Source organism: Specibacter cremeus, from assembly GCF_003946885.1.
In the GTDB taxonomy this organism is placed as follows: Bacteria; Actinomycetota; Actinomycetes; order Actinomycetales; family Micrococcaceae; genus Specibacter; species Specibacter cremeus.
In genome coordinates, this window is sequence record NZ_RWKQ01000003.1 from 42,870 (window position 1) to 62,230 (window position 19,361).

A 19,361-nucleotide genomic window follows, 5' to 3' on the forward strand; every position below is an offset into this window, starting at 1 on the left:
TCCCCGAACCCGGACATCCGATGTGAGTTAGGCAACGCTAAGTCGAGAGGCGCATCACAAAGTGCCAAGATGGGGGCATGCGCATGGATCACGTTTCTTACGCCTGTGAATCAGATGGATTGGCTGCAACGACGGAGCGAATCTCCTCCGCCCTCGGGGTCGAGGCGGTGCGCGGCGGCGTGCACCCGCGCTTCGGCACCCGCAACATGATCATCCCGCTCACCGACCACCACTATCTTGAGGTCGTTGAGGTGCTGGACCACCCGGCGTCGGACAAGGCGCCGTTCGGCCAGGCCGTGCGGGCCCGCTCGGCGGCCGGCGGCGGCTGGATGGGCTGGTGCGTCGCCGTGGACGACCTCGCCCCGTTCGAGGAGCGCCTGGGCCGCAGCGCCGTGCCCGGCAACCGCAAGTTCCCCGATGGCCAGGAACTGGTCTGGCAGCAGATAGGCATCAAGGGGCTCATCGCCGACCCGCAGGTGCCGTACATGCTCAAGTGGGAGGGCGACCCCTCACTGCACCCGTCGCTGGCCCGCCCCTCCAACGTCCGGCTCGCCTCGCTGACCATTGCCGGCAGCGCCGAACGCGTCACCGCGTGGCTGGGCGAACCGGTGGAGTCGCCGCTGGAGGACGTGGCCGTGGAGTGGATCGCCCCGCGCGGCACGCCAGGCATCATGTCCGTCACGTTCGAGACCGCGACCGGCCTGGTCACGATCTGACCCGCTCCTCCGGTGATTGAGCCTGTCGAAATCACCCCGGGTCTCGACAGGCTCGACCGCCGGTGATTAAGCCTGTCGAAATCACCCCGGGTCTCGACACGCTCGACCGCCGGTGACTGAGCCCGTCGAAATCGGTCTCGACAAGCTCGACCACCGCGGTGACTATCCGAAGCCGAGCGCCGGCCCCAGCGTGAACGCCGCAATGTCAACGAGCGCGTGGGCGATCACGAGCGGGGCGAGCCGGCCGAACTTCTTGTAGACCCAGCAGAACAGCAGGCCCATGAGGAAGTTGCCCACGAACGGGCCGAACCCCTGGTACAGGTGGTAGCTGCCGCGGATCAGGGAACTGACCAGTGCCGCGGCGATCGGCCCCAGGCGGAGCTTGTCGAACCTGTCCAGCAGGTAACCCACCATGATGGTCTCTTCCAGGACACCCTCACGGATTGCCGAGATCACCAGGATGGGGATCGTCCACCAGTAGGAGTGCAGCGCACTGGGGATGATCTGCGTCGTCACGCCCAGTGCCCTGCCCGCGGCGTACAGCCCCAGCGACGGAACACCGATGACAACGAGCAGCCCGAGCGCGCCCAGCCCGTCGCGGACGGGGTGCCGCAGGTCCAGCCCGAGCCGGCGGAACGTCGACCGTCCGGGAACGGCCAACAGGTAGAAGACCAGGAACACCGGGACCACGGCGAAGAAGATGTCCAGCAGCTGGTAGGTCAGGTCGAAGTACTCGCGGATGCTGCGCACCGCGTTCAACGTGGACGTCCCGTGCGCCAGCGGCGCCCGGGTCAACTTGTCGATGAGCTGGACCACCGAGTACACGGCCGACTGGCCCAGCGACAGGCCCAGCACGATCAGCACCTCGACGACCAGCCTGCGCCGCGACCGGGTGCCCCATCCGTCGGTGGCGAGGTCGGCGGCGCTTGGCGAGACGGAATCGGACATGTAAGCAATCATGCCCGGAAAGTGGGGGAGCGACGTAGGTGGGCGGCGGGATAGGCTGTCCCCCATGAGCGCGCCGCAGCAGATCATCATGGTCCGGCACGGCCAGTCCGCGGCCAACATTGACCAGACGATCTACAACCGGGTGCCCGACTACCGCATCCCGTTGACCGCGCTGGGCCGGGAGCAGGTGGCTGCGGCCGGGGAGAACCTGCGCCGCCAGCTGGACGGGCGCAAGGTGTGCGTCTACGTCTCCCCGTACCTGCGCGCCTACCAGACACTCGAGGAACTGCGGCTCGGCGACCTCGTGGACCGGGTCATCGAGGAGCCGCGGCTGCGCGAGCAGGACTGGGCCAACTTCCAGGACCCGGCGGAGATCGCCGACCAGAAGGAGTTGCGCAACGCGTACGGACACTTCTTCTACCGGTTCCGGGACGGGGAGTCCGGATCGGACGTCTACGACCGGGTCTCCTCCTTCATGGAGACGCTCTACCGGCACTGGGCCAAGCCCGGTTACGCCCCGAACACGCTGCTGGTCACGCACGGGCTGACCATGCGCTTGTTTTGCATGCGCTGGTTCCACTGGTCGGTGGAGTACTTCGAGTCGTTGAACAACCCGGGCAACGCCGAGATCCGCACGCTGGTCCGGCACGGCGACGCGTACACGCTGGACACGTCCTTCGACCAGTGGGCACCGGCGGACCCGTCCAGCACCGTGCTGGACGCCCCCGAGCTGCGGTGGTGACGAGCCGCCACGGCCCGACCGGAGTCAGGCGTCCGGGTAGGACGCCGCCGCAACGATGACCTCGGTGCCGGACTCTTCGAACGCGAGGCGCTGCTCGGCCGTGATCCCCGAATCGGTGATGAGCCGCTGGAACCGGTACCCCTCCATGGTGGCGAACGCGCGCTTGCCGATCTTCGACGAATCGGCCAGCATGTACGCGTGCGCCGCCCGGCGGGCCATGACCGAGTTGACGGCCGCCTCCCCCTCGTCGTTGATCGTGGGGCCCACACCGGGCTCGATCCCGTTCACGCCGATGAACGCGATGTCCAGGGCGACCTTCTGCAGGATCGTGTCCGTGTACGGGCCGACGAGCTCGTAGGAGCGGGCGTTGACGATGCCCCCGGTGACCATGATCTTGAAGTTCGGCCGCACGGCCAGCTGCACGGCGATGTTCAGCGCGTTCGTCACGACCGTGAGCGTGGGCCGGTTCGACGGTTCCATGAGGTCGGCGCGGGTGGCCAGCACCTGGGCCAGCGCCGTGCTCGTCGTGCCGCCGCACAGCCCGATCACGGCGCCCTTCGGGATGAGTTCGCTGGCGGCGTGGGCGATCGCCGTCTTCTCCACGGCCCGGTCATCGCGGTTGTACCGCCCGGGCAGGTCGTAGGAGACCGAGCCGGCGCTCGCCCCGCCGCGCGTCCGTGTGAGCAGCCGCTGGGCGGCCAACGAGTCCAGGTCGCGCCGGGCCGTGGCCGGGGACACGGCCAGTTTCGACACGATCGCCTCCACCTCGACCTGGCCGGCCTCGGCGAGCAGGTCCATGATGGCGGCCAGTCGTTCGGTCCGGTTCATCCGCATCCTCCTTGCATAGGGTCCAGCATAGGGTCCAGCGCTGCGATCGGCTGGTCGTGTGCCACGCTACCGGGCCGTCGCCGCCCCCGCGAACAGCCGCAACAGGCGGGCCGCCTCGGGGGCCAGCGCGGCACGCCCGGCGGCCAGGTATCTTCGGGAGTCCACCACGTCGGGGTGCGCGTCGAGGTACTCGCGCACGGCGCGCGTGAAAAACCCGTTCAGGTGCGTGGAGACGTTGATCTTGCGCATCCCGGCGGCAATGGCCGCCACGAGCACGGCGTCGGACACGCCCGAGGACCCGTGCAGCACCAGCGGCACCTCCAGCGCGTCCTTCAACTCCGCGATGCGTTCCAGATTCAGCGACGCGCTGCGTTCGGTCATGGCATGCGAAGAGCCGACGGCGACGGCCAGCGCGTCCACGCCGGTCGCCTCGACGAACGCGGCGGCCTCGCCGGGGTCGGTGAGGACGCCGGGCGCATGGGCGCCGTCCTTGCCGCCGACCTTGCCCAGTTCCGCCTCGACGTACACGCCGCGGGCGTGCCCGTACCCGGCCACCCGGCGCGTGGCCGCCACGTTGTCCGCGTACTCGAGGTGGGCGCCGTCGAACATGATGGAGCCGAACCCGAGGTCGACCGCCTGGCGGGCCAGCGCCTCGTCCTCGGCGTGGTCCAAGTGCACGGCCACCGGCACGGTCGCCGTGCGGGCGGCGGCCAGCGTCGCGGCGGCGACGGGTTCCAGGCCGCCATGGTACCTGGCGCAGTTTTCCGAGATCTGCAGGATGACCGGGAGCCCTGCGGCCTCGGCGCCGGCGATCAGACCCTCGATGGTCTCCAGGTGGATGACGTTGAACGCGCCCAGGCCGGTGCCCGCGGCGGCGGCCGCATCCATCAGGGCCCGCGTGTTGGTCAGGCCGTTCGTCACATTCGTGTTGGTCAAGGCAGTGGTCCTTGCTGGTCGGCGAAGCGGTGTTCGGTGATGGTGAGTTGGTCGGCCAGCTCGGCGTGCCGGTCGGAGATTTCCCCGGCCCCGGGGGCGAGCACGGCGGCGGCGCTCCAGGCGGTGGCCCGGCGCACCAGCTCGACGAGGTCGGTTTCGCCGTGGGCGAGGGCGACGGCGGCCGCGCTCACCGCGGCGTCTCCCGCACCGGTGGGGTTGCCGGCCAGCGGCGCTGGCAGCTTGGCCTGCACGTACGTGCCGGGGCGGGCGGCGTCGAAGCCGAGCATGCCGTCCGCCCCGACGCTGACGAGCACGCGCCGGGCGCCCAGGGCCAGCAGCTTGCCGGCCGCGGCCACCAGATCCGTCTCCCCCATGGCGTCGCGCAGCTCGTGGTTGTTGGGCTTGAGCAGGTCGGCGCCGGCGCGAGCGGCGGCCAGGATGCCGGGCCCGGACGTGTCAATGATGGCGGGCACGCCGGCGCCGTGGGCGAGCGTCACGAGCGCCGGGTAGAAGTCGGCCGGCGCCCCGTCGGGCAGCGAGCCGGCGCCGACGAGCACGCCGGCGCCCTGCAGCCGGTCGACGACGGCGGCGGCCAGCGCCTGCCAGTCGGCGGGCGCAAGCGCCGGGCCGCGTTCGTTGAAGATGCTGGTCAATCCGGAGACCGTGTCGACCAGGGCGATGGTGCGCCGGGTCGGCGCCGCGACGTCGACGAGCGTGTGCGGGATGCCGGCGGCGGCCAGGTCGGCACGCAGCTGCCCGCCGGTGTCGCCGCCGGCCGTGGCGATGGCCCGGGTGGCGAAACCCTGCCGGTGCGCCACGCGGGACACGTTCACGCCCTTGCCGCCGGCCCGCACCAGCGGCGCGTCGACCCGGTGCGAGCCGCCCGGGTCGATGCCGGCCACGGTGTACGTGAGGTCGAGCGCCGGGTTCGCGGTGACCGTCAGGACGACGGGTTCGCGTTCCTCAGCCAACGGGCACCCCCGCCAGCAGGTCCCGGGCCTTCAGGGCCGAGCCGATGAGTCCGGCGTTCTCGCCGAGGGCCGCGTGCACGAACTGCGGGCGGCGGTGGAACGTGAGCAGCTCATCAACCCGCGCGGCCAGCGGCTCGAACAGCGCCGCGCCGGCCATGGACAGTCCGCCGCCGAGCACCACGGTCTCCGTGCCCAGCATGGACACGCACTGGGCCACATTGAACGCCAGCGCGTCGACGGCCTCGCGCCATACGCGCGCCGCCGCGCCGTCGTTCTTCCGCGCCAGCTCCAGCACCGCCTTCGCGCCGTCGACGACGGTCCCGGTGGCGGCGGTGTAGCGGCGGGCGATCGCGCCGGCGGAGGCGAGGGATTCGAGGATGGCCAGCGTTCCGTCCGGGGCGGGGACCAGGGCGTGGCCGATCTCCCCGGCGAACCCGCCGCCACGCACGCGCCGGCCGTCGCACAGCACGGCCCCGGCGATGCCGGTCCCGATCACAAGGACCAGGACGTCGGTGCGTCCGGCGGCGGCGCCGATGCGGAACTCCGCCTCCCCGGCCATGGCGACGTCGTGGCCGAACGCGACCGGCAGCCCGACCAGCCCGGTGAGCCGGTCCCGGAACGGGTAGTCGCGCCAGCCGAGGTTGGCCGAGTAGACGCCCGTCCCGGTCTCCTCGTCGACGATGCCGGGCACGGTGACGCCGACGGCCGCGATGGCGGCGTCCGGATGGGCGGCCCGGTAGGCGGCGGTGAGCTCGGCGATGCGCGCCGTGACGGTGTCGCCGGTGTTCGGCCCGTCCAGCGGGGTGCGGTGGCGTTGGAGGTCGCGCACGTCGGTGTCCCGGCCCTTCGGTGAGCCGTCGAGCGGGCCGGCGACCAGGCCGACCTTCATGTCGGTGCCGCCCACGTCGAAGGCGAGCACGGTCTCAGGGGCTGGCGCCGCCGGGTGCGGTGTGGTCATGCGAGGCTCCCTATTGGTCCAGGATCACCGATCGGGTCAGGTTGCGCGGCAGGTCCGGGTCCAGGCCGCGGGCGCGGGCGCGCTCGAGCGTGACACGGTGGACGCGGGCCAGTTCGGCCAGCGGGTGCTTGCCAGTGTTAATGTACAGCGCCCCGGTGACGGCCACGTCGGCGTCCAGCCCGGCGGGCTGCTCGCCGAACATCCAGGTGACGCGGTTCGGGGCGGCGATGGAGATCGGGCCGTGCCGGTATTCCTTCGCCGGGTACGACTCGGTCCAGCCCTGCACGGCCTCGCGCATCTTCAACCCGGCCTCGTGGGCCAGCCCGACCGTCCAGTTGTGGCCCAGGAACGTGAACTGCTCGGCGTCGATGAGTTCCTGCCCGACGGGGGCCGTGACGGCGGTCTTCGCGTCCTCGACGGCCTGGGCCAGGTCCATGCCGACGCTCGTGAGCAGGTAGGCCAGCGCCGTCGTGGCGAAGCGGGTCTGCACCACGGACTGTTCGTCGGCGTAGGGAAGTTCGACGACGGCGTCGGCCAACGTCATGATCGGCGAGGTGGTGTCGCCCACGAGGGCGACGGTGCGCACGGCACCCTTCAGCTCGGCCAGGATCTCGAGCACTTCGGTGGTGGTGCCCGAGCGGGTGATGGCCACGACGGCGTCGTAGCCGCGGTTCTTGCCGAGGAACGCCTCGGAGGCGGCGAACGCGTCGGTGACGCCCTTGCCGGCGGACTCGCGCGCGGCCGCGTAGCTTTGGGCCATGAACCAGGACGTCCCGCAGCCGATGACGGCCACGCGGGCGCCGTCGGCCGGGAGCAGGTGCTCCGCCGTGCTCTGGGCGATGGCGCGGGCCCAGGCCTCGGGCTGGCTGGTCAGTTCGGCGTCCATGTGGGCGCCGAGGGTGGTGGTTTCGCTCATGCTGGGGGCACTCCTTGGGGCGGGGCGCGCCGCGTGGGGAGGCGGCGCGGGATTGACGGGCTACTTGATCACATCATAGCATCAGGATGATCGAAATACATGGTTAAACGTCATCTTCAATCATTGACTTTGGGTGCGTCCGTGCCCCGCGCGTCCGGTTTGCGCGAGTTCGGGCCTGGCCCGCTTGGCCGAGGCTGGGCGGCACTGAACAAGCGGCCCGGGCCCGAGTATGCGGCCTCCCGATCGACAAATGGCTATCCATGCAAGCGCCAGTGCGCTGAGCCCAACCCTTCTGCGCATCGTTCGAGGCGGAATGTTGCGCAGAAGGGCCTCCTGCGCAACATTAGATCCGCAATCGTGCGCAGAACGGTTGGCGTAACTGTGGGCGCTGCGGCCACCCCATCACCTTCATCACGTCTGTGGAGCGTCGTCCTGGGCGTGCAGGTGGGCACGCTCCCCGTCGTGGTCGAAGATGGTGAGGATCTCCACGGGTCCGTTATGGGCGCCGATGGCGTGCGGAACCATGGTCGAGAACTCGGCCGCGTCGCCTGCTTGGATCAGGACGGTTCGCTCACCCAGTCGCAGGCGGGCCGTGCCGGACAGCACGGCGAACCACTCGCGGCCGGGGTGCACGCTCCGGTGCTCCGGGCCGGCGGGCCGTTCGGCGGTGATGCGCATCTTCGCCACCGTCGCACCATGGAGCGTGTCCTCGCGGGACAGGAGCCAGGTGGTCAGCCCCGGCGTGTGTTGGGGCTGAGGCCGGATGACCACGTCCTCGTCTTCGGTGGACTCGACGAGTTGGTCGAGCGTGGTGCCAAGCGCCCTCGCGATGGGGACCAGCTGGTCGAGGGCGATCCTACGGTGCCCGGTCTCGATGCGGCTCAGGGTGGACGGGCTGAGGTAACAGCGCCCGGCGAGGGCATCCAGGGACCAGCCGCGGGTCAAGCGCAGGGCACGGATGCGTTGGCGGATCACGCCATCCAACGGAACTTCTTGCGTCATGCGCAATACTGTATGCCATTTGCGCAGAATGTGTTTAGCCTGGAAGGCATGACACAACACTCCCACCGCCACGCCGGCGGATCCTCACACGAGCACTCGCAGCACCACGAATCCGGGCTGGCGGACCTGCTGGACCTGGATGCCGCGATGTTCGGCTCCCACCTGGAGGGGGTGACCACCTGGGCACGGCAGCACGCTCCGGAGACTCCGCGCACCGTCGTCGACGTCGGGGCCGGGACGGGCAGCTGGAGCCTGGCGCTGGCGCGGCGCTTCCCGGCGGCCGGCGTCGTCGCGATCGACAAATCGCCGGCGATGCTCGACCGGGTCCGGGCGGCGGCACTCGGGCAGGGACTGGCGGACCGGGTGGACACCGTACACGCCGACTTGGACGACTCCTGGCCGGCGGTCGGTGCGGCGGACATCGCGTGGGCGGCCTCCTCCTTGCATGAGGTCGCCGACCCGGACAGGGTGCTGAGGGACATCCGCACCGCCCTGGCACCCGGCGGCCTGCTGGTGGTCGTCGAGTTGGACACCCTGCCGCGCTTCCTGCCCGACGACGTCGGACTGGGCCGGCCCGGCCTGGAGGCGCGCTGCCATGAGGCCCTGGCGCGGGCGGGCTGGAACGCGCACCCGGACTGGCGGGGCCCCATGGAGCGGGCCGGCTTCGAGATCATCGAGCAGCGCCGCTTCGCCGTCGAGGCGCGTCCGGATCCGCTGGTCGCCGAACGCTACGCGCGGGCCTACCTGGGCCGCATTCGCCACGCCCTCGACGGCCGGTTGGCCGCCGAGGACCTGAGCACCCTGGACCACCTCCTCGCGGGCGAGGACCCCGGTGCCCTGCTACGCCGCGGGGACCTGGCGGTGAGTGCCAGCCGGACCGCCTGGGCGGCCCGGCAACAATCAACATCCCACCGGGGCCGACGCGGCCGCAGGGATCGGCTCGATGAAGGAGACACTCCATGAACCTTGAAAAGATGCATGATGTCGGGATCGTCGGAGGTGGTGCCGCGGGTTTGAGCGCGGCCGTCGCCTTGGCGCGATCCCTGCGCTCGGTGGTCGTCGTGGATGGCGGCGACCCGCGCAACGCTCCCGCCGCCGGCGCGCACAACGTCCTCGGGCACGACGGAATCGCGCCGGCGGAGCTGATGGCGGGCGGGCGACGAGAGGCGGAACACTACGGGGCCCAGATCCGCCGGGGCCGGGCCATCGCCGCGCGCCGTCGCAATGGCGGGTTCGAGGTGGATCTCGCCGGCGGCGGGAGTATCCGGGCGCGTCGGCTCCTGCTGGCCACGGGGCTGACCGACGAACTCCCGGCTGTCCCCGGTGTCCGGGAGTTCTGGGGACGGAGCGTGCTGCACTGCGCCTACTGCCACGGGTGGGAAGTGCGCGGGCGCCGCATTGGTGTCCTCGGCACGAGCCCCCTCAGCGTCCACCAGGCTTTGCTGTTCCGGCAGCTCAATGATGACGTCACGCTGTTCCTCAACACGATGCCCGCCCCGGGCGCGGAGGCATCGGAGCAGCTGGCCGCCCGGGACATCCGGGTCGTGCACGGCGCTGTCGACCGGCTGCGCGGTGACAACGATGCCGTGAGCGCCGTCGTGCTCGACGACGATCGGGAGTTCCCGGTGGACGCGGTGACGGTGGCGCCCCGGTTCCTTGCGCGGGCAGAGCTGTACGAACAGCTCGGCGGAACGCTCGTCGAGCACCCGCTCGGCGCCTTCATCGCGACTGGCCCGATGGGGCTGACGGACATCCCCGGCGTTTGGGCGGCGGGGAACGCCAGCGGCCTCGGAGCGATGGTCGCCGCCGCAATGGGAGCAGGGGTTGCGGCCGGCGCCGCTATCAATGCAGATCTCGTGACCGAGGATGCCGAGGCCGCCGTTCGAGCGCGAGCGGAAAGGACCGCACCTTCCACGGAAACGCGTGACGACGCGGTTGCACAGTGAACTGTGCTCGGTGAACTGTGTTCCGTGAACTCCGACACGAGCTGGACGCACCCCATCAGCAGGGGTGCGTACGGTGTCAGCCCCCGTGTGCAGGGCCCGGCTCGGACGGGGCCAGGCCGGCGAGCCGTTCAATGATGCGCAGCCCGGCCGGGGTGCCCGGCCAGTGGCGGCGCAGCGGCTCGGGCCCGGCGGAACGGAGCAGGGACCGCAGGACCAGGGCGACAATGATCACGTCGTCCGCGTAGCCGATCACCGGCAGGAAATCCGGGACCAGGTCAAGCGGCGAGACCAGGTAGACCAGCAGCAGCGCGAGCTTGATCCGCACGCCGCGGGGCACGGCCCTGTCCGCCGCGAGCCGCCGGACCACCCGAAGCAGGTCGGGCAGCAGGCGCAGGGCATCCTTCATCTCGACCGTTTCCGGATGCCGCCGGGCGTAGACCCACAGACCGAGCAACAGCACCACGTAGACGCCGAGGAGTCCGGCCAGGATTCCCAGAAGCACATCCCACCAGGCCACGGCGCTACGCCCTGGGCCCGGGCGATGCCGACTCGGCCGGTGCATGCAGGGTCGCATAGACACTGTCGGCATAGCCATCAAAAACCGTGGCGCACTGTCGCAGCAGCTCATCGGCGGCCTCTGCCTCGGGCAGTTCAAGGACGTCACGGCTCTTCAGTTCCCGGTACCAGCGACGCAGCCGGTCCAGGCTCTGCTCTTCCTCCTCGAGCTCGGCAAGGGTGAACTTCCCATTGCGGATCTCCTTGGCGATCTCCGCCTCGAACTTCGCGCAGTCCCCGGCGAACTCCTGCCACTCGTCAAGGCGCAGCCCCGTGAAAGCCGAACGCAGCGCGTCCTCGCCGGGGGCCTGCGCCCCGCCGGTGGGCAGCACCAGCACATCCCCCGAGCCACGGCCGGCAAGTTCGACCACCTTCGCCACGGCGGCCGAAAAATGCGGGGTGTCGGGGACGGTCCAAACCCCCGAGGAGACCGGGGCCGCACCGATTTTCCGCAGCTCACGCCACACGCCGACGCGTGTCCGGGAGGTTTCGCCTGTCAGTCGGACAATGAGCAGCAACCAGTTCATGAGTGGATCATACCCGATACATTCCACTTGTAACAATCGTTACAAGGCGGAACCGACAGACAAGTAGACCGTGGCGCACGCTTGGCGCACGCGTGTCAGGGGTGTGATTGCCAGACGCCGAAGCGATTTCCTTGCGGATCACCCAGATGGGCAAAGGCGCCCGTATCGATCGCGGTCTTCGGCAGGAGCACGGTCGCCCCCAGCGTCACCGCCTTCTCCACCGCGTCGTCGACGCTGTCGACGTGGACGTAGAAGATCGCCCACCCGCCGGCACCCATCGAGCTCGTGTCCATGAGACCGCCGGCCTGTCCATCGACCATGCGATACCCGGCCTCGCCGGCGCCGCCGATCGGCCAGTCGAACAGGTCGCCATAGAACTTCCCTGCCCCCTCCGGGTCGCCACTGCCAATCTCAAAGTAGTCAACCGTATTAGCCATTGCCGTTCCTTCCCTCGCCCGCCACCATCATGGTAGGCGCGCACCGACGCGGCACTCAATGGTTCGCGGCAAGGTGGCCGGCCGGGCACCATGGGCGATCCGTAACATCGGCGCAAATCCCCCGACAGCCTTGTCACGCACCGGGAGGGGTGACATAGTTTCGACTGTTATCCATAACATAGGCGGCTCCGGCAACGCCGAAGCCGCCTTCCGAAGAGGCACCAACGCCCCCTAAGGACATCGCATGATCTCCACACCACAGTCCACTCTCCCGGACCGCCGGGCCTCCCGCGGACCGCGCGACCGACGTGCCGCCCTGGCCCGGACGCTGGCGACGGCCGTCACCACGGCGTCCCTGGTAGCGGCACTGAGCGTAGGAACCGGAGCGGTTGCCGCGCACGCCGCCCCGGACTCCTCCGGCACGCCCATCACACCCAGCCAGTACACGCTGATCGGCGCCGACTCCCAGTCGCCGGCCTACCCGGCCCCGCCCGCCTTGGACGGCACGGCCGTCGGCGCCTTCGACAACGACTACTCCTCGCAATGGACGGTCGCGTACAAGGTGGTCAACGGCGTCGGCGTGGCCGACCCCATGCCGCACTGGATCTCCTGGGACGTGGGCGGCTCGTTCACGCTGACCGGTCTGGACTACTCCGTGAAGAACCAGGCCAACGGGCCCATCAAGGACTTCAAGGTTTTCGCCACGAACGACCGCGCCATCGCCACCGACCCGAAGGGCGACTGGGGCGCGCCCGTCGCGACGGGCAGCTTCGTCCAGCCGACCAGCAACACCCAAGTCCAGACGGTCCTGTTCAACAGCCCGGTCAAGGCCCGGTATGTGAAGTTCGAGGCCGATAGCGCCGTCAACGGCAGCAACAATGCGTCGGCATCCGAGCTGCGCGTACGCGCCACCGGCGACACCACGCCGCAGCCCGTTCCACCCGCGCCGCCGGCCGATCCGGCCACCCCCGTGAAAATCAGCAACGGCAAGGGCCTGGATGTCCTGGTGGGCAAGGAATTCCCGCAGGTAATCTCCTACTCCCTGGGCGGCAAGTCGCTGGCCGGCCAGGCGGACAAGCTGAAGGACTTCACGCTCAACGGCAAGAACCACGCGGCCGCCACCACCATGACGGCCACGCCCACTGCGGCCACGTACACGTCAACGTTCGCGGACTTCCCGAACCTGGCCATCGAGTCCTCGCTCACCGTCACCCCCAAGAACACGGTGGAATTCGCCGTCACCAAGATTTCCGGCAGCGCCGCCACCACGCTGGACCAGCTCGCCATCCCCAACCAATCCCTGGTATCGGTTGACTCGGCCGACCCGCGGGCCCAGCTGGCCCGCACCAGGATCTCCACCGACTCCACCACCACGGCCGACCAGTTCGTCTCCGTCACCGGCACCACGAAAACAGACGCGGCCGACGTCGGCACCCCCTACGGTTTTGTCAGCAACTCCCAGCTCTCCGCCGGCCTGATGACGAACGCCACGGACGACTCCGCCCAGGACTCCAACGTCAACTGGAACACGCGCCTGCAGTCGAGGATCGTCGATGCCGGCAACGGGGCCAAGCGGGCCGAACTGTCCGTGGGCAACTACACGTACGCGGCGGCCGGGGCCACCGACCCGCGCGTGCTGTTCTACCAGCTGCCCAAGACCACCGTGGTGCTCTCCGCCGACGCCAACAACGACGGCAAGGTCACCTGGGAGGACGGCGCCATCGCGTTCCGCAACGCCATGACAGCGCCGCTGGGCGCAAGCCGCGTCCCGGAACGCGTGGTGCAGCACATCCCGTTCAACTTCGCCTCCGAGGCCGCCAACCCGTTCCTGAAGACCCTGGACAACGTCAAGCGGATCTCGCAATCCACGGACGACCTGGGCCAGTGGGTGCTGGAAAAGGGCTACGCCAATGAAGGGCACGACTCCGGGCACCCAGACTACGGCGGGGACTACAACACACGCGCCGGCGGCCTGACGGACCTGAACACCTTGGCCTCCAAGGGCGCGGCGTACAACGCCGACCTGGCCGTGCACGTCAACGTCACCGAGGCGTACCCGCAGGCCAAGAGCTTCAGCTCCGGCATGATCTCCGGCCAGGCCAACGGCTGGGACTGGCTGAACCAGTCCTACCACATCGACCAGCGCAAGGACCTCGGCACCGGGGCCATCCTGGACCGCTTCGCCGAGCTCCACAAGGAAGCCCCCGGCATCAAGACGGTCTACATCGACGCCTACTACTCCAGCGGGTGGCTGGCCGACCAGCTCGCCACCCAGCTGCACAAGATGGGCTTCGAGGTGGCCTCCGAATGGGCGTACAAGTTCGAAGGCAACTCGATCTGGTCGCACTGGGCCAATGACAAGAACTACGGCGGTGCCACGAACAAGGGCATCAACTCCAGCATTGTCCGCTTCATCGCCAACACCCAGCGCGACGTCTGGAACACCGACCCGCTGCTCGGCGGCGCCCAGCTCAAGGAATTCGAGGGCTGGACCGGCCAGGACGACTGGAACGCCTTCTACAACAACATCTGGGTCAACAACCTGCCCACCAAGTTCCTCCAGCACTTTGACGTCACCAACTGGGACTTTGGCAAGTCGGCCACGCTGACCGGCGGGGTCGCCATCAACATGGTCAACGGCCAGCGCCAGATCAGCATGGGCAACGCCGTGGTCCTGGACGGCGGGACGTACCTGCTGCCGTGGCAGGACGCCGTGGACAACAGCAAGACCACCTCCCCGCTGCAGGCCGACAAGATGTACTTCTACTCGGCCACGGGCGGCACCACCACGTTCACGCTGACCAGCCAGTTCGCCAACACGCGCAACTTCACGCTGTACAAGCTCAGGGACCAGGGCCGCACCAAGGTGGCCGACGTCATCAACACCAACGGCACCGTCACCCTGACCGGCGACAAGGGCGTCCCCTACGTGCTGGCTCCCAACGGCGACAAGCCGGTCAACAAGGACGCTGGCTACGGCGACGGTTCCATGCTGGTTGACCCCGGCTTCAACGCCGGCAACCTCGACGCCTGGAACCCGAGCGGTGGCGCCGCCATCTCGCGCACCGCGACAGGCGACAATGTAGCGGTCCTGGGGACCTCGGCGTCGTCCATCTCCCAAACCGTGAAGAAGCTGGAGAAGGGCAAGAAGTACACGCTCAGCGCCAACGTGGAAATCACTGCCGGCAACCGCCGCGCCGTCACCCTCGGCGTCACCGGCAAGGGCGTGGACGCCTCCAACACCTTCGACATCACCCCCGCCAAGAACCAGGTGGCCGCCGATGCCAAGCAGGGCACGTACTCCCAGCGGGCCTCGGTGCAGTTCACCGCTCCCGTCAACCAGAAGGTGGACGTGTTCATCAGCGCCGTGGCCGGATCCGCGGCCGTGACGCTGGACGACGTGCGCATCATGGAGGACACCACGACGCCGGTGGCCGGTGCGCCGGATGGTCCCGGGACGCTGGTGGCCAGCGCCAACTTCGAAGGCAACCAGCCCGGCTGGGGCCCGTTTGTGAAAGGTGACGCCGGCGGCGCCACCGATCCGCGCACCAGCATCAGCAACCTCCACGCCCCTTACTCACAGAAGGAATGGAAGAACACGTACAGCCCCTACAACTCCGGGACGCTGAACGGCCAGGCGGTCGATGACGTGCTGGACGGCAACAACTCGCTGAAGTCGCACGAGGAGAACACCGGCCTGGTGTACCGGACGGTGCCGGCCACGATCCCGTTCACGGCCGGCCACTCCTACGCGGTGTCCTTCAAGTACCAAACGAACATCGCCGGTCAGTGGCAGTGGGTGACCGGTGCCGACACCGTTTCCGGCGGCACCGTGACGTCCCGCGACCTCAAGGACGAAGCCATGGCCCCGGCCCTGAACACCGCCACGTACTCACGGACGTTCACCGCCGGCTGTGGCGACAACTGGGTGGGCCTGCGCAAGACCGGGGCGGCCAACGGCGCCGACTTTGTCATTGACGACTTCACCGTCACCGACCTCGGCGTCGTGACCGGCGGCGCAGCCTGCGCCTCCGTGGCAGGGCCCGCCAACGCCGACCTGAACCCGGGCACCACGAACAGCTTCGTGACCACGTTCACCAACAACGAGGCCACCGAAGCGACCAACGTGGCGATGTCGCTGGGCACCCTGCCCGCCGGCTGGTCCGCGCAGGTCGCGGCCAAGGACGGCAACCTGGCGGGCACCGTGAAGCCAGGTGCCACGGCCAAGACCACGTGGATCATCACCACCCCGGCCGGCGCCGCGGGCACCACCACGGTGATCCACCCGGCCGCGACGTATTTCAACAACTGCGCCACCAAGACCGTGGATTCGGACTCGAACCTGGCGGTCAGCAGCCAGGCGATGGTGCCGACGTCGGCCATGACGGCGACGGCGGACTCGGAGAACCTGGACTCCGGTCCGGGTGAAGGCCCTGCGGCCAACGTGCTCGACGGCGACCCCAGCACCATCTGGCACACCCAGTACGACCCCACCATCACCAACTACCCGCACTGGCTGCAGCTGAACCTCAACAGCACGTACACCGTCAACGGCTTTGGCTACCAGGGACGGCAGTCCGGCGGCCAAAACGGCAAGGTGAAGGGCTACACCATCTTCACCTCGATGGACGGGACAACGTGGACCCAGGTGGCCACCGGAAACCTGGTCGACACGACCGCGATGCAGAACATCACGTTCCCCGCCGTCCAGGCCAAGTTCGTGAAGTTCCAGGCGAACAGCGCCATCAACGGGCTGCAGTTCGCTGCGGCCGCGGAGATGCGGGTGTACGGCACCGGCGGGACCGCGCTGGCCGGGTTCGACCCGTCGCCGCGGCCCGCGGACACGGCCTGCACGCCGTAACCTGACGGCGTTCGCGACCTCGGTGGTCGAGCTCGTCGAGACCCGGTGGTCGAGCTTGTCAGACCTTGATACCAACGATCTCGACGGGCTCGATCACCGGCCGTCCCGGTGGTCGAGCCTGTCGAGACCTGATTTCGACGGGCTCAATCACCGACGGGCTCGATCACCGGCCGGCCCCTGCTCGTTACACCGCCCGCACGCCCGCCCGCCACACGGCCGCCGTCAGCGGGATGCCGGGCCGGTAGGCCAGGTGCGTGGCGGACGGCGCCTTGAGCAGGTGCAGGTCGGCCCGGTGGCCGACGGCGATGGACCCGACGGCGCGTCGGTCGTCCGCGTCCGTCCCGGCCTCCCGCCCCAGCGCGAGCGCCCCGCCGTACGTCGCCGCACGCACCGCCTCGTGCACGGACAGGCCCATCTGCAGCACGGCCGTCGTGACGCAGTACGCCATGGACGACGTGTACGACGTCCCCGGGTTGCAGTTCGAGGCGATGGCGACCTGCACGCCGGCGTCCAGCAGCCGGCGCGCCGGCGCCAGCGGCTGGCGCGTGGACAGGTCGCAGGCGGGCAGGACGGTCGCGACGGTCCCCCGTTGCGAACCGACGGCGGCCGCATCCCAACCGGACCATGACTGCGCAAGGCGCGCGACGTCGTCGTCCGTCAGGTAATTCACGTGGTCCACGCTCGCGGCACCGAACTCGACGGCGAGCGCCACCCCCTCCCCCGGGCCCAGCTGGTTGCCGTGCACGCGCAGGCCCAGCCCGGCGTCGCGGCAGGCGGCCAGCACGCGGCGTGACTGCTCGGGGGTGAACGCGCCGCGCTCGCAGAACACGTCGGCCCAGCGCGCGTAGGGCCGGACGGCGGCGAGCATGGGGCCGCAGACCAGGTCCGTGTATTCCTCGGGATCGGAGCCGGCCGGGACCAGGTGGGCGCCCAGGTACGTGACCTCGTCGGCGATGGTGGACGCGATGCGGGCGCTGCGGGCCTCCTGCTCGACGTCCAGCCCGTAACCGGTCTTCGTCTCCAGGTACGTGGTGCCCTGCGACACCGCCTCGGCGACACGGCCCAGGCCCAGCCGGGTCAGCTCGAAGTCGGTGGCGGCCCGGGTGGCCTCCATGGTCACGCCGATGCCGCCGGCGCTGTACTGCTGGCCGGCCATGCGGGCCTCGAATTCGGCCGTCCGGTCGCCGGCGAACACCAGGTGCGTGTGCGAGTCGACCCAGCCGGGCAGCACGGCACGGCCCTCCGCGTCGGTGCGGGTGTCGGCGGCGGGCGCGTGCACGGCGTCGCCGATCCACGCGATCCGCTCTCCCTCGATCACGACGGCCGCATTGCGCCGGGTCCCCTGCTCGCGGTCCTGGGTCATCAGTTCGCCGATGTTCGTGATCAGTTCGCTCATGGCCCCAGCGTACGACGGCGGCGGGCCGGGTGGCGCGGGTCGGTGCCAGTTGCGTCTCGGATGCCAGATAGGGGTCTCGACAAGCTCGACCACCGGTGGTCGAGCTTGTCGAGACCCCGAGCTTGTCGAGACCCCCAGCGGACCCGGACAATGGCCTGTATGACGCTTCTTTCGCTGCTGGCCTTCGCCGGCCTCTGCCTGGTCCTCTCCCTCACGCCGGGGCCGGACACGTTCCTGGTGCTGCGCATCGCGATGAACCGGGTGGGCGCGGGAGTCGCCGCGGCCACCGGGTCCGCCGTCGCCGCACTGCTCTGGGCGGCGCTGGTGGGCGTGGGTCTGGCCGCGATCCTCGAGCAGTCGGCGGAGGTGTTCCGCTGGATCAAGATCGCCGGCGGGCTGTACCTGCTGTATCTGGGCGTGTCCTCGTTCCTGAAGGCCCGCAAGGCCGCCAAGGAGGGCGTGGCCGCCCCCGACGGCGAGGCGCCGCTGGGCTACGGGCTGTGGCAGGGCTTCGGTGCGGGCGCGCTGTCCACCATCCTGAACCCCAAGGTGGGCCTGTTCTACCTGGCCGTGGTCCCGCAGTTCATCCCGCACGGCGGCAACACCCTGGGCACGGCCATGATTCTGGGCTCGATCGAGGCCGTCATCGCCTTCTCGTACCTGGCCGTCGTGGCGCTCGTGGCGTTCAAGGCCATGCAATGGCTGCGCCGGCCGCGCGTGAAGAATGTCATGGAGCGCGGCAGCAGCGGCATCATCGCGGCCCTCGGCGTGGGCGTGCTCGCCTCCGGCGCCGCCAGCTGACCCAACTCCGGTGCAGAAGCGCACCCTTTTGGGCCGTTCCGGGCCGTTCCATGCCTGGAAACGTGCTCTTCCGCACCTCAGTTTCGCGGACCTGGCCAGCCACGTTCCGTCAGCGCACGGCGGATTTCGCCACGGCGACACAGTATGGCCGGAACGACTGGTCCGGTGTGCGCACGATGCCCGGACTGAGCCGGACGGGCATATTGATCTCCGGTTCCGGCAGCCCGGCCCGGGATTCCTGGGCCGAGGCCGAGCCGACCCGCGCCAGTTTCCGATGCCAGGCGCGCCTTCCGGATCCCCGGCGTCCCCTTGTGCCGGTCCAGCAGCGCGGCCAGCTGCTCCAGCGTGGCGTACGGTTCGCTCCGCCCCTCGAACTCGGGCCGGGGTATGCGCACCAGGTGGTCGGCCATGACCACCAACTCCTCGACCGACATCCGGCGCGCGCGGGTGGTCAGCCACAAGCCGTCGATGAACACGACTTCGTCATTCCAGGACTGGGTCTTGTGCCCGATGACCCCGCGACGGCGTGGCATCTTGTGTGGATCCTGGTGGGAGATGTGGATGGCGGGGGCGCCGACGTCGGGATGGAAGCCCGGGAAGCCCCGGATCTCGAACGGGGTGGCATGCGATGCGGCGGAGTGACCGGCGATGACGGTGAAGGGGACGGAGCGCAACGGTGCGGGGAAATTCTCTGCATGGAACATCCCCTCATAACCGATTCGGGCCGAGGCCGCAGATGTTATCCACCGGCCCCTGCCCGCAGCCCAACTGGGGTGCGGGAGCGCACCAGTTCGCGCCATTCCGGGCCGGTTTCCGTGCTT

18 protein-coding genes are annotated in these 19,361 nt (G+C 69.5%); 6 read left to right on the forward strand and 12 right to left on the reverse strand.

What is annotated here, in order from left to right:
- Positions 1 to 77: 77 nt before the first annotated feature.
- Positions 78 to 716 carry a VOC family protein gene (locus EJC77_RS01620; protein WP_125609832.1) on the forward strand — a complete coding sequence of 213 codons (639 nt, stop codon included), beginning with the start codon at positions 78 to 80 and terminating at the stop codon, positions 714 to 716.
- Positions 717 to 878: 162 nt separating this feature from the next.
- On the opposite strand, the gene EJC77_RS01625 is transcribed toward EJC77_RS01620, so the two are convergent.
- Complete coding sequence (locus EJC77_RS01625; RefSeq protein ID WP_125609833.1) at positions 879 to 1,664, reverse strand: CPBP family intramembrane glutamic endopeptidase; 786 nt, start codon at positions 1,662 to 1,664, stop codon at positions 879 to 881.
- 64 nt (positions 1,665 to 1,728) lie between these two features.
- Between EJC77_RS01625 and EJC77_RS01630 the strand changes: the two genes are divergently transcribed.
- Positions 1,729 to 2,406: a histidine phosphatase family protein gene (locus EJC77_RS01630; protein ID WP_125609834.1), complete on the forward strand. Its 678-nt coding sequence runs from the start codon at positions 1,729 to 1,731 to the stop codon at positions 2,404 to 2,406.
- A 24-nt stretch (positions 2,407 to 2,430) separates the two neighbouring features.
- Here the strand turns inward: EJC77_RS01630 and EJC77_RS01635 are convergent, their stop codons facing one another.
- From EJC77_RS01635 to EJC77_RS01660, 6 genes are all read right to left on the reverse strand, one after another.
- Positions 2,431 to 3,234 carry a DeoR/GlpR family DNA-binding transcription regulator gene (locus EJC77_RS01635; RefSeq protein ID WP_125609835.1) on the reverse strand — a complete coding sequence of 268 codons (804 nt, stop codon included), beginning with the start codon at positions 3,232 to 3,234 and terminating at the stop codon, positions 2,431 to 2,433.
- A 66-nt stretch (positions 3,235 to 3,300) separates the two neighbouring features.
- Positions 3,301 to 4,170, reverse strand: a complete 870-nt coding sequence (locus EJC77_RS01640; RefSeq protein ID WP_276309041.1) for a class II fructose-bisphosphate aldolase — start codon at positions 4,168 to 4,170, stop codon at positions 3,301 to 3,303.
- Positions 4,167 to 5,141: a 1-phosphofructokinase family hexose kinase gene (locus EJC77_RS01645; protein WP_125609836.1), complete on the reverse strand. Its 975-nt coding sequence runs from the start codon at positions 5,139 to 5,141 to the stop codon at positions 4,167 to 4,169. The genes EJC77_RS01640 and EJC77_RS01645 overlap by 4 nt, the downstream gene beginning before the upstream one ends.
- Positions 5,134 to 6,099 carry an ROK family protein gene (locus tag EJC77_RS01650; RefSeq protein ID WP_125609837.1) on the reverse strand — a complete coding sequence of 322 codons (966 nt, stop codon included), beginning with the start codon at positions 6,097 to 6,099 and terminating at the stop codon, positions 5,134 to 5,136. The genes EJC77_RS01645 and EJC77_RS01650 overlap by 8 nt, the downstream gene beginning before the upstream one ends.
- 10 nt (positions 6,100 to 6,109) lie before the next feature.
- Entirely contained in the window at positions 6,110 to 7,015 is a 906-nt protein-coding gene (locus EJC77_RS01655; protein WP_125609838.1) for an SIS domain-containing protein, read from the reverse strand.
- A gap of 411 nt (positions 7,016 to 7,426) precedes the next feature.
- Complete coding sequence (locus tag EJC77_RS01660) at positions 7,427 to 8,017, reverse strand: helix-turn-helix domain-containing protein (protein ID WP_125609839.1); 591 nt, start codon at positions 8,015 to 8,017, stop codon at positions 7,427 to 7,429.
- Positions 8,018 to 8,065: 48 nt separating this feature from the next.
- Between EJC77_RS01660 and EJC77_RS01665 the strand changes: the two genes are divergently transcribed.
- Complete coding sequence (locus EJC77_RS01665) at positions 8,066 to 8,980, forward strand: class I SAM-dependent methyltransferase (protein WP_125609840.1); 915 nt, start codon at positions 8,066 to 8,068, stop codon at positions 8,978 to 8,980.
- A complete protein-coding gene (locus EJC77_RS01670; protein ID WP_125609841.1) occupies positions 8,977 to 9,963 on the forward strand; it encodes an NAD(P)/FAD-dependent oxidoreductase in 987 nt (328 codons plus the stop codon). The genes EJC77_RS01665 and EJC77_RS01670 overlap by 4 nt, the downstream gene beginning before the upstream one ends.
- Positions 9,964 to 10,039: 76 nt before the next feature.
- Here the strand turns inward: EJC77_RS01670 and EJC77_RS01675 are convergent, their stop codons facing one another.
- From EJC77_RS01675 to EJC77_RS01685, 3 genes are all read right to left on the reverse strand, one after another.
- Positions 10,040 to 10,480 (reverse strand): YkvA family protein, encoded by a 441-nt coding sequence (locus EJC77_RS01675; protein ID WP_338069447.1) that lies wholly within the window; start codon positions 10,478 to 10,480, stop codon positions 10,040 to 10,042.
- A gap of 4 nt (positions 10,481 to 10,484) precedes the next feature.
- On the reverse strand, positions 10,485 to 11,045 hold the full coding sequence (locus EJC77_RS01680) for a Chromate resistance protein ChrB (RefSeq protein WP_125609843.1): 561 nt from the start codon (positions 11,043 to 11,045) through the stop codon (positions 10,485 to 10,487).
- Positions 11,046 to 11,140: 95 nt separating this feature from the next.
- Positions 11,141 to 11,482: a VOC family protein gene (locus tag EJC77_RS01685; RefSeq protein WP_125609844.1), complete on the reverse strand. Its 342-nt coding sequence runs from the start codon at positions 11,480 to 11,482 to the stop codon at positions 11,141 to 11,143.
- A gap of 244 nt (positions 11,483 to 11,726) precedes the next feature.
- Here EJC77_RS01685 and EJC77_RS01690 point away from each other — a divergent pair, with 244 nt between their 5' ends.
- Positions 11,727 to 16,343: an endo-alpha-N-acetylgalactosaminidase family protein gene (locus EJC77_RS01690; protein ID WP_125609845.1), complete on the forward strand. Its 4,617-nt coding sequence runs from the start codon at positions 11,727 to 11,729 to the stop codon at positions 16,341 to 16,343.
- A gap of 184 nt (positions 16,344 to 16,527) precedes the next feature.
- Here the strand turns inward: EJC77_RS01690 and hutI are convergent, their stop codons facing one another.
- Positions 16,528 to 17,739, reverse strand: a complete 1,212-nt coding sequence (gene hutI / locus EJC77_RS01695; RefSeq protein WP_125609846.1) for an imidazolonepropionase — start codon at positions 17,737 to 17,739, stop codon at positions 16,528 to 16,530.
- Between the two features lie 159 nt (positions 17,740 to 17,898).
- On the opposite strand from hutI, the gene EJC77_RS01700 reads away from it, so the two are divergent.
- On the forward strand, positions 17,899 to 18,540 hold the full coding sequence (locus EJC77_RS01700; RefSeq protein ID WP_125609847.1) for a LysE family translocator: 642 nt from the start codon (positions 17,899 to 17,901) through the stop codon (positions 18,538 to 18,540).
- A gap of 77 nt (positions 18,541 to 18,617) precedes the next feature.
- Here the strand turns inward: EJC77_RS01700 and EJC77_RS01705 are convergent, their stop codons facing one another.
- Positions 18,618 to 19,244 (reverse strand): hypothetical protein, encoded by a 627-nt coding sequence (locus tag EJC77_RS01705; protein ID WP_125609848.1) that lies wholly within the window; start codon positions 19,242 to 19,244, stop codon positions 18,618 to 18,620.
- Between the last annotated feature and the right edge of the window lie 117 nt (positions 19,245 to 19,361).

Excerpts from the sequence above, each read along its gene's own strand:
- EJC77_RS01620 (WP_125609832.1), top strand. The coding sequence starts at position 78 with ATGCGCATGGATCACGTTTCTTACGCCTGTGAATCAGATGGATTGGCT.
- EJC77_RS01625 (WP_125609833.1), bottom strand. The coding sequence starts at position 1,664 with ATGTCCGATTCCGTCTCGCCAAGCGCCGCCGACCTCGCCACCGACGGA.
- EJC77_RS01630 (WP_125609834.1), top strand. The coding sequence starts at position 1,729 with ATGAGCGCGCCGCAGCAGATCATCATGGTCCGGCACGGCCAGTCCGCG.
- EJC77_RS01635 (WP_125609835.1), bottom strand. The coding sequence starts at position 3,234 with ATGAACCGGACCGAACGACTGGCCGCCATCATGGACCTGCTCGCCGAG.
- EJC77_RS01650 (WP_125609837.1), bottom strand. The coding sequence starts at position 6,099 with ATGACCACACCGCACCCGGCGGCGCCAGCCCCTGAGACCGTGCTCGCC.
- EJC77_RS01655 (WP_125609838.1), bottom strand. The coding sequence starts at position 7,015 with ATGAGCGAAACCACCACCCTCGGCGCCCACATGGACGCCGAACTGACC.
- EJC77_RS01660 (WP_125609839.1), bottom strand. The coding sequence starts at position 8,017 with ATGACGCAAGAAGTTCCGTTGGATGGCGTGATCCGCCAACGCATCCGT.
- EJC77_RS01665 (WP_125609840.1), top strand. The coding sequence starts at position 8,066 with ATGACACAACACTCCCACCGCCACGCCGGCGGATCCTCACACGAGCAC.
- EJC77_RS01670 (WP_125609841.1), top strand. The coding sequence starts at position 8,977 with ATGAACCTTGAAAAGATGCATGATGTCGGGATCGTCGGAGGTGGTGCC.
- EJC77_RS01680 (WP_125609843.1), bottom strand. The coding sequence starts at position 11,045 with ATGAACTGGTTGCTGCTCATTGTCCGACTGACAGGCGAAACCTCCCGG.
- EJC77_RS01685 (WP_125609844.1), bottom strand. The coding sequence starts at position 11,482 with ATGGCTAATACGGTTGACTACTTTGAGATTGGCAGTGGCGACCCGGAG.
- EJC77_RS01690 (WP_125609845.1), top strand. The coding sequence starts at position 11,727 with ATGATCTCCACACCACAGTCCACTCTCCCGGACCGCCGGGCCTCCCGC.
- hutI (WP_125609846.1), bottom strand. The coding sequence starts at position 17,739 with ATGAGCGAACTGATCACGAACATCGGCGAACTGATGACCCAGGACCGC.
- EJC77_RS01700 (WP_125609847.1), top strand. The coding sequence starts at position 17,899 with ATGACGCTTCTTTCGCTGCTGGCCTTCGCCGGCCTCTGCCTGGTCCTC.
- EJC77_RS01705 (WP_125609848.1), bottom strand. The coding sequence starts at position 19,244 with ATGTTCCATGCAGAGAATTTCCCCGCACCGTTGCGCTCCGTCCCCTTC.